This is a genomic window from Paenarthrobacter sp. NPDC089714 (assembly GCF_044748905.1).
GTDB lineage: Bacteria > Actinomycetota > Actinomycetes > Actinomycetales > Micrococcaceae > Arthrobacter.
The window spans coordinates 126579-140815 of sequence record NZ_JBIVGX010000006.1 but is presented as its reverse complement, the minus strand read 5'-3'; the positions used below and the strand labels follow the sequence as shown (position 1 = coordinate 140815).

9 protein-coding genes are annotated in these 14237 nt (G+C 65.9%); 6 read left to right on the top strand and 3 right to left on the bottom strand.

Features of this window, described 5'->3' with window-relative positions; genetic code table 11:
• Positions 1 to 4: 4 nt before the first annotated feature.
• On the bottom strand, positions 5 to 391 hold the full coding sequence (locus tag ACIPY3_RS12765) for a BlaI/MecI/CopY family transcriptional regulator (protein ID WP_397322825.1): 387 nt from the start codon (positions 389 to 391) through the stop codon (positions 5 to 7).
• A gap of 297 nt (positions 392 to 688) precedes the next feature.
• On the opposite strand from ACIPY3_RS12765, the gene ACIPY3_RS12760 reads away from it, so the two are divergent.
• Genes ACIPY3_RS12760 through ACIPY3_RS12745 form a run of 4 tightly spaced genes read left to right on the top strand, consistent with a single transcriptional unit; the run spans position 689 to position 7789 of the window.
• Positions 689 to 2272 carry a cytochrome ubiquinol oxidase subunit I gene (locus tag ACIPY3_RS12760; protein WP_400334570.1) on the top strand — a complete coding sequence of 528 codons (1584 nt, stop codon included), beginning with the start codon at positions 689 to 691 and terminating at the stop codon, positions 2270 to 2272.
• 18 nt (positions 2273 to 2290) lie between these two features.
• Positions 2291 to 3388: a cytochrome d ubiquinol oxidase subunit II gene (gene cydB, locus ACIPY3_RS12755; RefSeq protein ID WP_400334568.1), complete on the top strand. Its 1098-nt coding sequence runs from the start codon at positions 2291 to 2293 to the stop codon at positions 3386 to 3388.
• A gap of 6 nt (positions 3389 to 3394) precedes the next feature.
• Positions 3395 to 6754 (top strand): thiol reductant ABC exporter subunit CydD, encoded by a 3360-nt coding sequence (gene cydD, locus ACIPY3_RS12750; protein ID WP_400334566.1) that lies wholly within the window; start codon positions 3395 to 3397, stop codon positions 6752 to 6754.
• Between the two features lie 9 nt (positions 6755 to 6763).
• Positions 6764 to 7789 (top strand): GNAT family N-acetyltransferase, encoded by a 1026-nt coding sequence (locus tag ACIPY3_RS12745; protein WP_400334564.1) that lies wholly within the window; start codon positions 6764 to 6766, stop codon positions 7787 to 7789.
• A 9-nt stretch (positions 7790 to 7798) separates the two neighbouring features.
• Here the strand turns inward: ACIPY3_RS12745 and ACIPY3_RS12740 are convergent, their stop codons facing one another.
• Positions 7799 to 8317: a DinB family protein gene (locus tag ACIPY3_RS12740; RefSeq protein WP_400334562.1), complete on the bottom strand. Its 519-nt coding sequence runs from the start codon at positions 8315 to 8317 to the stop codon at positions 7799 to 7801.
• Positions 8318 to 8443: 126 nt separating this feature from the next.
• Between ACIPY3_RS12740 and ACIPY3_RS12735 the strand changes: the two genes are divergently transcribed.
• Entirely contained in the window at positions 8444 to 8836 is a 393-nt protein-coding gene (locus ACIPY3_RS12735; protein WP_400334560.1) for a VOC family protein, read from the top strand.
• A 57-nt stretch (positions 8837 to 8893) separates the two neighbouring features.
• Here ACIPY3_RS12735 and ACIPY3_RS12730 read toward each other — a convergent pair whose 3' ends face one another.
• Positions 8894 to 11419 (bottom strand): DNA topoisomerase (ATP-hydrolyzing) subunit A, encoded by a 2526-nt coding sequence (locus ACIPY3_RS12730; protein ID WP_400334558.1) that lies wholly within the window; start codon positions 11417 to 11419, stop codon positions 8894 to 8896.
• A 55-nt stretch (positions 11420 to 11474) separates the two neighbouring features.
• On the opposite strand from ACIPY3_RS12730, the gene ACIPY3_RS12725 reads away from it, so the two are divergent.
• Positions 11475 to 14162 carry a GNAT family N-acetyltransferase gene (locus ACIPY3_RS12725; RefSeq protein WP_400334556.1) on the top strand — a complete coding sequence of 896 codons (2688 nt, stop codon included), beginning with the start codon at positions 11475 to 11477 and terminating at the stop codon, positions 14160 to 14162.
• The last annotated feature ends 75 nt before the right edge of the window (positions 14163 to 14237 follow it).

Genomic DNA, 14237 nt, shown 5'->3' with positions numbered 1-14237 from the left:
GTGGCTAATTGTAGCCGAGCAATTTGCGCAGTGTCGCGGCTTCACTTTCTGAAACGGAGCCAATGAAGCGGGCCAGGACGGCTTCCCGGTCCGGTGCTGAGCCGAGGACCTCGTGCATGAGTTCGGCTGTGTGGTCCGCCCGGCTGGAAACAGCCTGGTAGCGGTGCGGACGCGTGCCGCGTTCGCGTTCCACGAGGCCCTTCTTTTCGAGGCGGGACAGCACGGTCAGGACCGTGGTCACGGCAAGGTCCTTGCCCTGGTGTCCGGCGGAGCCATCCCCCGCTTCGGAGTCCTGGGCCAGCAAGTCACGCAGCGTGTTGGCGGTTGCGGCTTCTTGTCCCGCCCAGAGCAGATCCATCACTGCCCGTTCCAGTTCCCCAAGACTCGCCATCTATACGTCCCTACCTTCCGCGTCCCGCCATCCTTCTGGCAAACCGCGACGATCCAACATTCCACGATAAATCTACCGCTTTTCAGGCCTCCATTCTACGCGAAGTAGAACTGTCGGCGCGCCGCGCCTCCCGGCAGTCGCCGGATGCGGCGTCGGGCTGCCCCCTTGCGGGTGTGTAACGCCACTTGAAGAATTGGACTGAGCTTGCCGCATCTGTTCTACACTGTGTAGAAGATTAGTTTTCTACGCAACGTAGAACTAAGCCACCCGCTATGGGCCGCCGGACAAAGGACAGCCATGGACGCCTTGGAAATTGCACGTTGGCAATTCGGTATCACCACCGTCTACCACTTCATGATGGTTCCCCTCACCATCGGACTTGGCCTGGTGGTGGCCATCATCCAGACCCTCTGGTACCGCACGGGAAAAGTGGAGTACCTGAGGATGACCAAGTTCTGGGGAAAGCTCTTCCTCATCAACTTCATCATGGGCGTGGCCACCGGTATTGTGCAGGAATTCCAGTTCGGCATGGCCTGGAGTGAGTACAGCCGTTTCGTCGGTGACGTCTTCGGCGCCCCCTTGGCCCTGGAAGCACTGCTGGCCTTCTTCGTGGAGTCCACGTTCCTGGGGCTGTGGATCTTCGGCTGGAAGCAGCTCAAGCGTGGCGTGCACCTGGCGTGCCTGTGGATCGCCGTGATCGGCTCCATCTTCTCTGCCTACTTCATCATTGTCGCCAACTCCTGGATGCAGCACCCCGTCGGAGTGGAAATGGTGGATGGCCGGCCCGTCATGACGGACGCGTGGGCGGTGTTCACCAACAACACGGCCTTGGTAGCCGTTCCACACACGCTCTTCGGGGCGCTGGGCGTGGCGGGGGCCTTCCTGCTGGGCATCGCCTGGTACCACCTGTGGCGGAGGCGGCACGACGGCATTGACGTGGTGGGCAAGGACGGCAAGCTGGTACCGGGCGAGGCTGCCATCCCCGGCCGCGACAGGACCGACTACACCGTGTGGATGCGCTCCCTCCGGATCGGCGCAGTAGTGGCCATGATCTCCTTTGCCGGTACAGCCATCACCGGCGACCTGCAAGGGAAGCTCATGTTCGAGCAGCAGCCCATGAAGATGGCCGCGGCTGAAGCCGCGTGCCACGACGGGACCGGTTTCTCCGTCCTGAGTGTGGGCAACCTCGGGGCCAAGAACTGTGACGACATTGTGGCGGTGATCGAGGTTCCCGGAATCCTCTCCTTCCTCGCCAAGGGTGACTTCACCACCGAGGTGAAGGGCGTCAACAGCCTCCTGGGCGAATACAAGGAGAAGTACGGCACCCACCTGCCGGACAACCCGTTGTACGGTGACCGTGCAGGCCAGGAGATCCAGTATGTGCCTGTCATGGAAGTGACCTACTGGGGCTTCCGGATGATGATCGGATTCGGCGGCATCGCCGCGCTGGCAGCCCTTCTTGCCCTCTGGGTGACCCGCAACGGAGTTGTACCCGAGTCCCGGTGGCTCATGCGCCTGGCTGTGTTTGGCATCCTTGCCCCGTTTGGTGCCAATGCGGCCGGGTGGATCTTCACCGAAATGGGCCGCCAACCCTTCGTGGTGGCACCGAACCCGGACATGAACGGCATCGACCAGGTGTTCATGTTCACGGCCGCCGCCGTCTCCCCGGGCGTGAGCGCCGGCGAAATCATGGGTTCGTTGGTGGTCCTGACTGCCATTTACGCTGTGCTCCTGGTGGTGGAGGTCAGGCTGCTGGTCAAGTACGTCCGCGGCGGTGTCGCTTCGGCCATGCCGGAACTGGCCCACAGCAAGGACGACGGCGACGACCATGACTCTTCCGCCCCGGACAAGGGCGACGACGTGCTGGCCTTCGCCTACTAGAGACAGAGGAAACCACCAATGGAACTGTTGCCAACTATCTGGTTCGTGGCCATCGCTGTGTTGTGGACCGGCTATCTCTTCCTCGAAGGGTTCGATCTGGGCGTCGGGATGCTCATGAAGCTCTTTGCCCGGAACAACACGGACCGGCGCGTGCTGTTGAACACCATCGGACCCGTATGGGACGGTAACGAGGTGTGGCTGCTCACAGCGGCCGGAGCGACCTTCGCTGCGTTCCCCCTCTGGTACGCGTCCCTGTTTTCCACGCTTTACCTGCCCCTGCTGCTGGTCCTGGTGGCCCTCATCTTCAGGGCGGTGGCTTTCGAATACCGCGGCAAGGTGGACACCGAACGCTGGCGCAACGGGTGGGACTGGGCCATCGCTTTGGGTTCCTTCGTGGCCGCCTTCGGGATCGGCGCCGCGCTGGCACTGACCACCACGGGCCTGCCCATCGACGCCAACGGCGACCGCACTGGAGGTCCGCTGGCCTGGTTCAGCGGGTACGCGCTGCTGGGCGGCCTCGCTGTGGTGGCGTTCGCCTTGGTCCATGCCTTGGCTTTCCTCGCCTTGAAGACCGACGGCGAAGTGCGGCACCGGGCGCGCCGCTGGTTCGTGCGTTTGGTCGCCGTGGCCGCATTGCCGCTGCTCGGGTGGATGGTTGCCGTGCAGTTCCTGAGCGGGAAGCCATGGACCTGGGTGCTGGTGGTCGCCGGAGTGGTGGCCGTGGTCCTGGCATGGTTGTGGGCCCGGAAGGGTGCCGAGGGACGGGCGTTTGGGGCCACCGGGGCGTTCGTTGTGTGCGCAACTGCCTCGATCTTTGGGGCAGCGTTCCCCGTGGTCATCCCATCCACCCTTGATCCCGCTTTCAACCTGACCATCTCCAACGCCTCATCCTCGGACTACACCTTGGGCCTGATGAGCGTCGTGGCTGCGGTGGGCCTCCCGCTGGTCATCGCTTACCAGGCTTGGACGTACTGGGTCTTCCGGAGGCGGGTCAGCTCGTCGCACATTCCCGAGGCCCACGGCTTCCTGCCTGCCATCGCCTCCAAGGTGCTGCTGAACGCGGCTCCCCAGCAGGATCGGCAGCAGCCCGGCAACGCCTCCAGCCCAGGAGCCTAGCCCTCCATGAAGCCCGTGTTCCCCTCCGGTCCTGCAACCCGCGCCGCGCTCTACGGAACAGGCGTCCTGTCTGCACTCAAGGCACTGGCCCTGGTCCTGATGGCCCAGGCCGTGGCCGGGATGCTCGCGGGCCTTGCAGGAGGTGATTCGGACTGGCATGGCGGACTGGTGTGGGGTGCCGTGGGTGCGGTGCTCAGGTCCTTCGCCGTATGGGGCCAAGGAATCGCGTCCCGGCGTGCCGCCCTGGGCGTCAAAGAGGAACTGCGCGCGCAACTCCTGCGCAAAGCATTGACCGACGGCGGAGCCTCCACCGGTGCCAGGGTCAACGATGGCGGACTGGCCATTCTTGCTACCCGGGGCCTGGACGCCCTGGACGACTACTACACGCAGTACCTCCCTGCCTTGGTCAACTGTGCGACCATACCCCTGCTGGTGGGTGCCAGGATTCTCTGGGCGGACTGGGTCAGCGCCGTGGTCATCGTCCTGACGGTCCCGTTGGTGCCGCTCTTCATGGTCCTCATTGGGCGGCACACCGAGGACAAGGTCCGCGAGGCCCAAACCACGCTGCGCACCCTGTCCGGCCACATCCTGGAATTGGCCAAGGGCCTGCCTGTCCTGGTGGGCCTGGGAAGGGCAGGCGACCAGCGCGCTGCCCTGGAGGATATCTCCGAGCAGTACCGGTCCCGGACCATGGCCACACTGCGTACCGCGTTCCTGTCGGCCCTGGCCCTTGAACTCATCGCCACGATCTCCGTGGCGGTGGTGGCAGTGTTCATCGGCGTGCGGCTGGTGGGTGGGGACATGGCCCTCGAAGCAGGACTCCTGGCACTGATCCTGGCACCCGACTGCTACCTGCCACTGCGCGAGCTCGGTACCGCCCACCACGCCAGCGACGACGGCCGGGAGGCCCTCGAAACCGCCAACGCCGTGCTGGCCGCACCCGCCAGCACCCCGGTCACGAGTGACGGTCCCGGTACGTCCGGGCCAGCCGACGTCGTGGTTACCGATCTGGTGGTGGGCTATGCGGGAAGGCCGGGACCCGCCGTCGGGCCTCTGACGTTCACCGCACCCGCCGGGCGGGTTACTGCCTTGGACGGTCCAAGCGGTGCCGGCAAGACGACTGTCCTGGCCGTCCTGGCCGGCCTGGTGGGCAACGGAGCCGAAGCATCCGTGGCCGGCACCGTTGCGGGCGCCGGGACGGTTGCCTGGGTTCCACAGCATCCGGTCATGGCGAGCGCAACCGTGCAGGACGAAATCCTGCTCTATCTCGGCGAAGCATCGCAGGATCCCGCGCTTGCAGCCCGGTTGCTGGAGAAGGCCGCGGCAGGACACTTGGCAGGGAAACATCCAGCGGAACTGAGCCCGGGAGAGCTGCGTCGGGTTGCCTTGGCACGTGGGCTCGCACGCCTTGAGTCAGGAGCCACGTTGCTGCTCCTGGACGAACCAACGGCCCACCTGGACCAACAGTCAGCAGCCGTGGTGCGATCCGTCATCGGGTCCCTGCGCAGCCGTGCCACGGTGATCCTGGTGGCCCATGACGCCGCGACGCGACGGCTCGCGGACCACACCGTCTTCCTGGGGCGGGCCGGCGAACCAGCGGCCCAGTTGCCGGAACCCCTCCTGACTGCCCGCGGTACAGGGGACCCGGGGGCGGGCGTCACCGTTCAAGATGGCAACGGTGTTCCCGTTACCGGTCGGAGGGCGCTTCCTGCATCCTTGGGCGCAGTCCTGAGGCCGGTCCGCTGGAAATTCGCCGGAGCCGCCGTGGTGGGCGTACTTGCCGCCCTCTTCGCGGTGGCGTTATCCGGATTGTCCGGATGGCTCATCATCCGGGCGAGCGAACAACCTCCCATCCTCTACTTGCTGGGCGCGATCGTAGGGGTCCGTTTCTTCGGCATTGGCCGGGCCGTGCTCCGGTACACCGAAGGGCTGCTGACCCACGACGCCGTGTTCGCGGCGATGAGCCGTTTGCGTGGCTCCTTGTGGGCGGCGTTGAGCCGCCGTGCGCTGGCCCTTCGCAGATTGCTGCAGGGCGGAAACGTGCTGGGCTCGGTGGTGGATGACATCGACACCCTCCGTGACCTCCTGCCCCGGGTGGTGCTTCCGCCCCTGGCAGCCGTGGGCGTTGCGGCAGGCTCCATCATTGCCACTGCGTTGGTGCTTCCCGCCGCGCTGCCGGCAACGCTCGTGGCTGCCGTACTCGGACTGGTGGCGGCTCCCTTGCTGGCACTGTTCGCCGACCGGAACGCCGCGACGGCCGAGCAGAAACTCCACGCGGGCGTCCTGCGCGGAACCGCGGCGGCCCTGGACGCGCGCGCCGAACTCTCAGCCAACGGTGTGGCCGAACCTGTCCTGGAGGCGCTCAAGGAGCAAGACCGCGAAGCCACCCTCGCAGCACAGCGATCCGCGTGGGCCGAAGGGCTGGGCCAGGCCGTCATCGTCCTGGCCTGCTCAGTGGCTGCCCTATGGGCCGGACTCCTGGGCGCAGCGCCATCCATGGACGGCACTGTCAGCCCCGCCCTGGTGGCCGTGATCGTCCTCATGCAGCTCGCCTTGGTGGAACCATACGCCGGAGTGGTGCCTGCCGTCCGCCAAGCCCCTGCGCTCGCAGCCGTCCTGCGCCGTGTGGCCGGCGCGGGAGCGCTGGACTCCACCGTTGAGGGACCGAACGACGACGGCGGCATCCACCCGCTGCGCGACCGGGACGGCGGCCCGGGACTCGAGCTGATGGACGTCTCCGCAGCATGGCCGGGCGGCCCTGAGGTCTTCTCCGCGCTTTCCGCTGAGGCTGCGCCCGGACAGTGGCTCGCCGTCACCGGACCGTCGGGGTCGGGCAAGTCCACATTGTTGTCGGTTCTGCTCGGTTTCCTCCAACCGTCCTCGGGGATTGTCCGGCTAACCGGGAGCGCCGCGTGGTGTCCCCAGGAAGCACACCTCTTCGACTCCACGATCCGCGGCAATCTCCTCCTGTCCAGGCCCTCGGGAGACAAGCCGGGCGAAGCGGAGATGTACAAGGCCCTCGCGGACGTGGGGTTGGATTCGTTGGTTGGCGGCTTGCCGGAAGGACTCGATACCAGGATCGGCCCCGGCGGGGCATTCCTCAGCGGGGGTGAACGGCAGCGGCTTGCCATGGCCAGGACGCTCCTGACCGGGGCGCAGGTCCTGCTGCTCGATGAACCGACTGCCCACCTGGACGCCGCCTCCGCCCGCGACATGATGGCGACCCTTCGGCGCGGACTCCGGGATGTGACCGTAGTGCTGGTGACGCACAATCCAGCGGACATCGATGCCACGGACGCCCGGTTGGAGCTGCAGGGAAAGTCCCGGGTCGCAGCTGAACTGGTGAGTCGCCGCACTGCTCAGTAGCCTGTTGGCATGGCCGTAGAGCAACCTCATGACGTTCCGCCGCGCGACGATCTACCGACAGCCGAGGCTACGGGCCTGCGGTGGCAAGCCGCCACCGTGGACCAGCTACACAACTGGGCCGCACTGATCGCCCGGACGGCCGCCGTCGAGCATCCTGCGTGGTTCGAGAAGTCCGGCGACTTGGTCCACATCCTGGAGTCAACCACCAACGACGCCCGGACCAACACTCTTCTGGGCCTCGATGGCGACGGTGTGGCCCGGGCCTACGGCCGCATCATCAAGAACCCGGACGGGGACAAGGCCTCTGGCATGGGCTGCGTCGATCCTGGCTGGCAGCGCCGGGGGATCGGCTCGGCCGTCCTTGCCTGGCAGGAAGCACGGACCATCGAACGGTTCACCGCCGACGCCGGGTCAGGGCACCTGGCGTCACCACCCCGGCTCCGGGTGCGGACGGAGGAGCAGCACCGGCACCAGGCGGTGCTGCTGGAGTCGCGCGGGTATGCGGCTGTGCGTTGGTTCAATGAGATGCACCGTCCACTGTCGATTCCCGTGCCCCTGGCGCCGCTCCCGCCGGGACTTCAACTGCGCACCCTGGACTCCTCGCTGCACGAGCCGGTCCGTTTGGCACACAACGACGCTTTCAGGGACCACTGGGGCAGTGAACCGAGGGACCGGGAATCATGGCGATTCACCATGGAAGAGCCCACGGCCCGGCACGACTGGAGCACGGTGGCGATCGATACGGCCTCGGGGACGGTGGCGGGATACCAGCTGGCCAGCTTCGACCCAGACGCCGCCGCTGACCGCGGGTTCACGGAGGGCTACACGGAACTGCTCGGTGTACGGCGCGAATTCCGCGGCAGGGGGATCGCACAGGCCCTGCTGGCCGATGCCATGCGCAGGTTCGCGGCGGCCGGCATGGACATGGCCTCGCTGGATGTGGACTCGGCGAATCCCACGGGAGCGCTCGGTTTGTACGTGGGCATGGGTTACACGCCGGTAAACCGGAGCATCACGTGGGAGAAGTTGTTGTAGCGCTGTCGTTCAGCCGTCGACGTCGTGCAGATGATGGACGACGTCGTGCAGGAAGTACTGCGAAAATGTCAGGACCGTGAAGGCCGAGCCGTTGCTCCGCGTGCCGGTCCGTTCCCATTCATCCTGGACTACGCGTGCGAACGACTCAGCCACCTGTTCGCCTTCGGTGACCAGTTCGTCGGCGACCTGGCTGGGGTCGGAGGATCCGTAGTCGCCATCGATGGCTGCCTGGTCCTGGTCCCAGTTGTCGAAGGCTGCATTTTCCTGCGTGAGCATCAGGTTCAAGCGTTGGCCGAACAGCTCGAAGACATCCCTGACGTGGCACGCGTATTCCACGGGGGACCACGTGTGGTCATTGGGCCGGGTTGTTGCATCTTCGCGCTTGAGGACCGAACGCCACCGGGGAAGCATGCTCAGGACGCTTCCGGGTACGGTCGCCGGCGTGACCGTCGAAGCATCGAATCCACATTCGGGGCAGGGCTCGGCGAGCACCCACGTCCAGTCTTTGTCCTCAGGAATGATCGGCATACCGCCAGTCTATGCGGCTCCTTGCCCTGTACTGCGCAGGCGGTGAAACAGGTCCCGTTTGCCGATTGCTTCGCGACGGCGCAGGAGTAGAGTTCGTTCCGGGAGGAGAGCCGGAAAGAGAGAATCATGCTCAAAGATCAGCAAGTAGCTGCCGTTCTGCCGGCACAGGATCTGGCCAGGGCCCGTGGGTTCTACAGCGAGAAACTCGGTCTTGAACCCGACAATCCGGATGCTGCCGACAACCTGCAGTACAGCTGTGGCAGCGGAACGGCGTTCCTGCTCTACGAAACGCCGAACGCCGGAACAGCCAAGAACACCCAGATGGGCTGGAATGTGGATGATCTTGCCGCCACAGTAGCCGAACTCCGCGGAAAGGGCGTGGTTTTCGAAGACTACGACTTCCCCGGGCTGAAGACAGAGGATGGCATCGCCACCATGCCCGATGGCACCGCAGCGGCCTGGTTCCTCGATACCGAGGGAAACATCCTCAGCCTGAACCAGATGGGCCGTAACGGCTGACGCCCAACGGGACGGGCCGGCGGCTTCCTGAGGCCGCCGGCCTTTCCTTTGCCTCGCCTACGCGCCGTCCGGAGCGGCTTCGGGCCACGCCATGCTCGGACCGATCGCCTCCACCGGTTGGGATAACGGCACGCCGGACCCATCCCTTCGGCCGTGTTCATGCGGAAGGGCCCGGGCAACGCCTGCGCTGGTTGACGCCTTGGCCGGGCCATGCCCCGCCCACGCCAGCAGGAGCGTGTCTTCGCCCTTGAGGAAACGGTGGGCGCGGACACCGCCGGTGGCGCGGCCCTTGGCCGGGTACTCGTCGAAGGCCGTCACTTTCGCCGTGCCCGGCGCCGTTCCGGGCAAGGCGCCAACGGTTCCGGCGATGGTGACCACGACGGCGGCCGGATCGTTCGGGCGCACGGCACCGAAGTGGATCACTTCGTCTCCCGCTGCCAACTTGATGCCCGCCATGCCCCCTGCCGTGCGGCCCTGCGGCCGGACGTTGGACGAACTGAACCGCAGCAACTGGGCTTGCTTGGTCAGGAAGACGAGATCGACGTCGTCCTCCTGCGCCGGTTCCACGGCGAGGACGGTGTCCTTGTCCTTGAGCGAGATGATCTCCCAGTCCTCGCGGTTCAACGGATAGTCGGGCTGGACGCGCTTCACCACGCCCTGCACGGTGCCGATCGCCAGGATCTGATCCAGCGGGACGAAGGCCACCAGGGCCTCGCCCTTGAGCAGCGTGATGAATTCCCTGGCCGGCACACCGCCGGCCAGGTTGGGCAAACCGCTCACCGGCGGAAGCACAGGCATGTCCATCACTTGGAGCCGGAGCATCCGGCCGGTGGAGGTCACGGCGCCGATTTCGCCGCGGGCCGTGGTCTTGACCACCGAACGGAACACATCGTGTTTTGCGCGCGGACCCGATTCGGCGAGGGGTTCCTGGTTGGAGGTCCGGGCGATCTGGCCGGACATGCTGAGCAACGCCCAGCAGGGGTCGTCCGGAATTTCCAAGGGAAGCGCGGCGGCCTTGCCCTTGGGGCCCGGAGCGGCAGACGCCAGGGCGGCGGCGACCGTCGGAGACACAGCCTCGGATTCCAACAGGACTGTCCGGCGCGGAGTTCCGTACTTCTCCGCGATCTCGGCCAGCTCGCCGGAAACCAGCTCACGAAGCAACTGGTCGCTGCCCAGGATCGCCTCGAGGGCTTCGATTTCCCTGCGCAGTTCGTCCTGCTCTTTCTCCAGCTCGATGCGGGAGTACTTGGTGAGCTGGCGAAGGCGGAGCTCCAGGATGTAATTGGCCTGGATCTCGGTGAGGTCGTAGATGGACATCAGGCGTTCGCGGGCCGCGGAAGCTTCATCGGAAGACCGGATGATCTGGATGACTTCGTCAATGTCCACGATGGCGATCAAAAGGCCCTCCACCAAGTGGAGGCGGTCCTTCTTCTTGCCCAAGCGGAACGCCGTCCGCCGGCGGACCACGTCAAGGCGGTGGTCCACGTACACCTGCAGGAGCTGCAGGAGCCCAAGCGTCTGCGGCTGGCCGTCAACCAGGGTGACGTTGTTGATGCCGAAGGAATCTTCCATCGGCGAGAACCGGTAGAGCTGCTGGAGGACGGCGTTGGGATTGAAGCCGTTCTTCAGTTCGATCACCAGGCGCAGGCCGTGGTTGCGGTCCGTCAGGTCCACGACATCGCTGATGCCGGTCAGCTTCTTGGCGTTGACCGCATCCTTGATGCGCTCGATCACCTTTTCCGGGCCAACCATGTACGGAAGCTCCGTGACCACCAGGCCGGTGCGCCGGGCAGTGAGCTGCTCCACCTCCACCTTGGCCCGGGTCTTGAAGGAACCGCGCCCTCCGGCGTACGCGTCGCGGATGCCGTCCAAGCCGACGATCCGCCCACCCGTGGGCAGGTCCGGCCCCGGAATGAACCTCATGATGTCATCCAGCGTCGCCTCGGGGTTGGCGATCAGATGGCGTGCGGCCGCGATGACTTCCACCAGGTTGTGCGGAGCCATATTGGTGGCCATGCCGACGGCGATGCCCGTGGTTCCGTTCACCAGGAGGTTGGGGAACGCGGCCGGCAGGACTTCGGGTTGGGTCAGCTGGTTGTCGTAGTTCGGAACGAAGTCCACCACGTCTTCGTCGAGGTGGTCGGTCATGGTCAGGGCTGCGGCGGCCAGCCGGGCCTCCGTGTACCGGGGCGCGGCCGGACCATCGTCCAGCGAACCGAAGTTGCCGTGGCCGTCGATCAACGGCAGGCGAAGGGAGAAATCCTGCGCCATGCGCACCATGGCGTCGTAGATCGCGGCGTCACCATGCGGGTGGAGCTTGCCCATCACTTCGCCCACCACGCGGGCACTCTTGACGTGGCCTCGGTCGGGGCGGAGGCCCATATCGGCCATCATGTAGAGGATGCGGCGTTGGACAGGCTTGAGGCCATCACGTGCGTCGGGAAGGGCACGCGAATAGATCACCGAATAGGCGTACTCCAGGAAGGAGCCCTCCATCTCGGAAGTGACGTCAATGTCGACGATCGTCTCGGTGAAATCGCCGAGGGGCTCGCCTTTGCGTGCTGAAGTTTGGCTGCGGGCCATGGGTGTGGTGGATCCTTGAAAGTTGTACTGCGGATGTTTTAGCTAGGCTAAGCCTATGGTGGATCAGCCCGGGGTCGGCATTTATCCGGAATATTGGGAGGCCGATGTCGTCCTGCGTGACGGCGGGACCGCCCACCTTCGCCCCATCCGCCCGGAGGACGCGGACGCGCTGCAGGCCTTCCACGCAGGCCAGTCACAAGCCTCCATCTACATGCGGTTCTTCTCCTTCAAGGCCAAGCTCTCCGGCAAGGAAGTCCGTCGCTTTACCGAAGTGGACCACGTCAACCGGGTCGCGTTCGTCATCACCATCGGTGGCGAGATCGTGGGCGTCGGGCGCTACGACCGCCTGGACGACCCCGCCGAGGCGGAAGTCGCCTTCAACATCTCCGATGCCCATCAAGGCCGCGGCATTGGCTCCATCCTGCTGGAGCACCTGGCCGTTGCTGCCCGCGAAAACGGCATCCGGCGCTTCACCGCGGAAGTCCTGCCGGAGAACCGGAAAATGCTCATGGTCTTCGCGGACGCCGGTTACGACCTCACCCGCCAGTTCGACGACGGCGTCGTCAGCGTCGAATTCAATATAGACCCCACCGAGAAGTCGCGGGCTGTCATGGAGGCGCGCGAGCACCGCGCAGAGGCGCGCAGCGTGCGCGACCTGCTGGCGCCGTCGTCCATCGCCGTCATCGGTGCCAGCCGCAAATGGGGAACCGTCGGCTACCAACTCCTCGAACACGTGATCGAAGGTGGCTTCAAGGGCCCCGTCTACGCCGTCAACCCGGAGGCGTTCGAACTGGCGGGCATGATCTCCTTCGCCCGCCTCTCGGAGATACCAGGACCGGTGCAACTCGCCATCATCGCGGTTCCCTACGAGGAAGTCCCCGGAGTGGTGGACGAGTGCGCGGCCGCCGGCGTCAAGGGACTCGTGGTGGCCACGGCGGGCTTCGCGGACGACGGCGAGCGGGGCCTCGCCCGCCAGCACGAACTGGTCAGGCGTGCCCGCGCCAACGGCATGCGCGTGATCGGGCCTGAGTCGCTGGGCATCCTGAACACCCACCCGGACATTTCCCTCAATGCCTCCATGGCTCCCACCATGCCGCCCAGGGGAGGGCTTGGCCTCTTCAGCCAGTCCGCAGCAGTGGGGGTGGCAGTCTATGCGGCCGCAAGCCGGCGCCGCCTCGGGTTGTCTTCGTTCCTTTCGGCGGGCAACCGGGCCGACGTCTCCGGCAATGATGCCATGCAGTTCTGGGAAGACGACGCGGACACCTCCGCCGTCGGGCTTTACCTTGAATCCATTGGCAACCCGCGCAAGTTCTCGCGTCTTGCCCGAAGGTTGTCCCGCAGCAAGCCCGTGATCGTCGCGAAGTCCGACGTCACCGGCCTCCGGCTTCCGCCCGGGCACGAAGTCCGGACCACCCAGGCGCCCGCGGCGGCCGTGGATGCCATGATGCGCCAAGCCGGCGTGATCCGCGTGGACACCATAGAGCAGCTCATGGACATCGCCCAGATCGTCTCCACACAGTCGCTCCCGGCCGGACCCGGAGTGGCGGTCTTCGCCAATTCGGTGGCTCTTGCCACGGTGGTGGCGGACGCCGCGGCCCCCGCCGGACTCGACGTCAGGCGAACCATCACTGACGTTGACCTCGACGCCGGGATGTCGCTTGCGCTGCCGGCTTTCCGGAGGAGCCTGCGGGACATCCTCGCCGACGAATCGGTACAGGCGCTCATTGCCGCGCTCCTGCCGGCGCGGGGGGTGACGGTGGCGGCGCTCGCAGAAGTCCTTGCCGAGTGTGCTGCGGAGGCCGGCAAACCAGTGGTGGCTGCGTTTACGGGAATCCTGGATCCTTCCGTGCAGGTTGAGGGCATGGTGGGGCAGGACGGCACGCCGCAACTGCCGTGCTACTCCAATGCGGGGTCCGCTGTGGCCGCATTGTCCGCGATCGTCCGTTACGCGCAATGGCGCGACCGCGACCAGGGTCTGTTCGTCGAACCGGACGGATGCGACGTCGAGGGCACCAGGGCGGCGTTGGCGTCGATGCTGTCCGGGGTGACAGGGGAGAAACTGCGAAAGCTCGACGCCGGTGCTGCCGCGGCGTTGCTGGCCGGTTACGGAATCGGGGTGGTGCCGGCGATCGGCTTCGGCACGCCCGATGAGGCTGTCAAGGCAGCCGAATCGATTGGATGGCCGGTGGTGCTGAAGACCACGGACCCTGCGCTGAGGCACCGGCTGGACCTGGGCGGGGTGCGCCTGGACATCCAGGACGCTGCATCGCTTCGCCAGAACATCGAACAAATGCGCCGGGCGCTGGAACCTTATGGATCCTCGTCGCTGGAAGTACAGGCCATGGCTCCAGTAGGCCAGGCCTGCACCTTCAGGGCCATGGAGGACCCCCTGCTGGGGCCGGTAGTGTCCTTCGGCCTGGCAGGGGACGCCGTGAACCTCCTGGACGATTGGGCGCACCGGGTTCCGCCCCTGTCCGCAGCCGACGTGCACGACGTCATCCGGTCGCCCCGGGCATCCCGGAAGCTGTTCGGATACCAGGGCCTGCCGGCGGTGGACGTCCCGGCCTTGGAAGACGTGGCGGCCCGGTTGGCAAAACTCAAGGACGACCACCCGGGAATCGCCCTGATCGAGTTCAACCCCGTGCTGGCGGGCCCCAAGGGGGCAACCATCCTGGGGGCCGAAGTGTGGATCGGCAATGCGGCGCAACGGACGGACAGCGCGCGCCGGGCCATGCGGAACTAGCCCCTGACCACGCACGGCATGCGTTTGTGCCGTGCGATGCGGTTAGGAAGTCACCAAGCGATCTGTGAAAATGGG

What these genes read in the sequence shown, in the direction of transcription:
- ACIPY3_RS12765 (WP_397322825.1), bottom strand. Translation starts at nt 391, where the DNA reads ATGGCGAGTCTTGGGGAACTGGAACGGGCAGTGATGGATCTGCTCTGG.
- ACIPY3_RS12760 (WP_400334570.1), top strand. Translation starts at nt 689, where the DNA reads ATGGACGCCTTGGAAATTGCACGTTGGCAATTCGGTATCACCACCGTC.
- cydB (WP_400334568.1), top strand. Translation starts at nt 2,291, where the DNA reads ATGGAACTGTTGCCAACTATCTGGTTCGTGGCCATCGCTGTGTTGTGG.
- cydD (WP_400334566.1), top strand. Translation starts at nt 3,395, where the DNA reads ATGAAGCCCGTGTTCCCCTCCGGTCCTGCAACCCGCGCCGCGCTCTAC.
- ACIPY3_RS12745 (WP_400334564.1), top strand. Translation starts at nt 6,764, where the DNA reads ATGGCCGTAGAGCAACCTCATGACGTTCCGCCGCGCGACGATCTACCG.
- ACIPY3_RS12740 (WP_400334562.1), bottom strand. Translation starts at nt 8,317, where the DNA reads ATGCCGATCATTCCTGAGGACAAAGACTGGACGTGGGTGCTCGCCGAG.
- ACIPY3_RS12735 (WP_400334560.1), top strand. Translation starts at nt 8,444, where the DNA reads ATGCTCAAAGATCAGCAAGTAGCTGCCGTTCTGCCGGCACAGGATCTG.
- ACIPY3_RS12730 (WP_400334558.1), bottom strand. Translation starts at nt 11,419, where the DNA reads ATGGCCCGCAGCCAAACTTCAGCACGCAAAGGCGAGCCCCTCGGCGAT.
- ACIPY3_RS12725 (WP_400334556.1), top strand. Translation starts at nt 11,475, where the DNA reads ATGGTGGATCAGCCCGGGGTCGGCATTTATCCGGAATATTGGGAGGCC.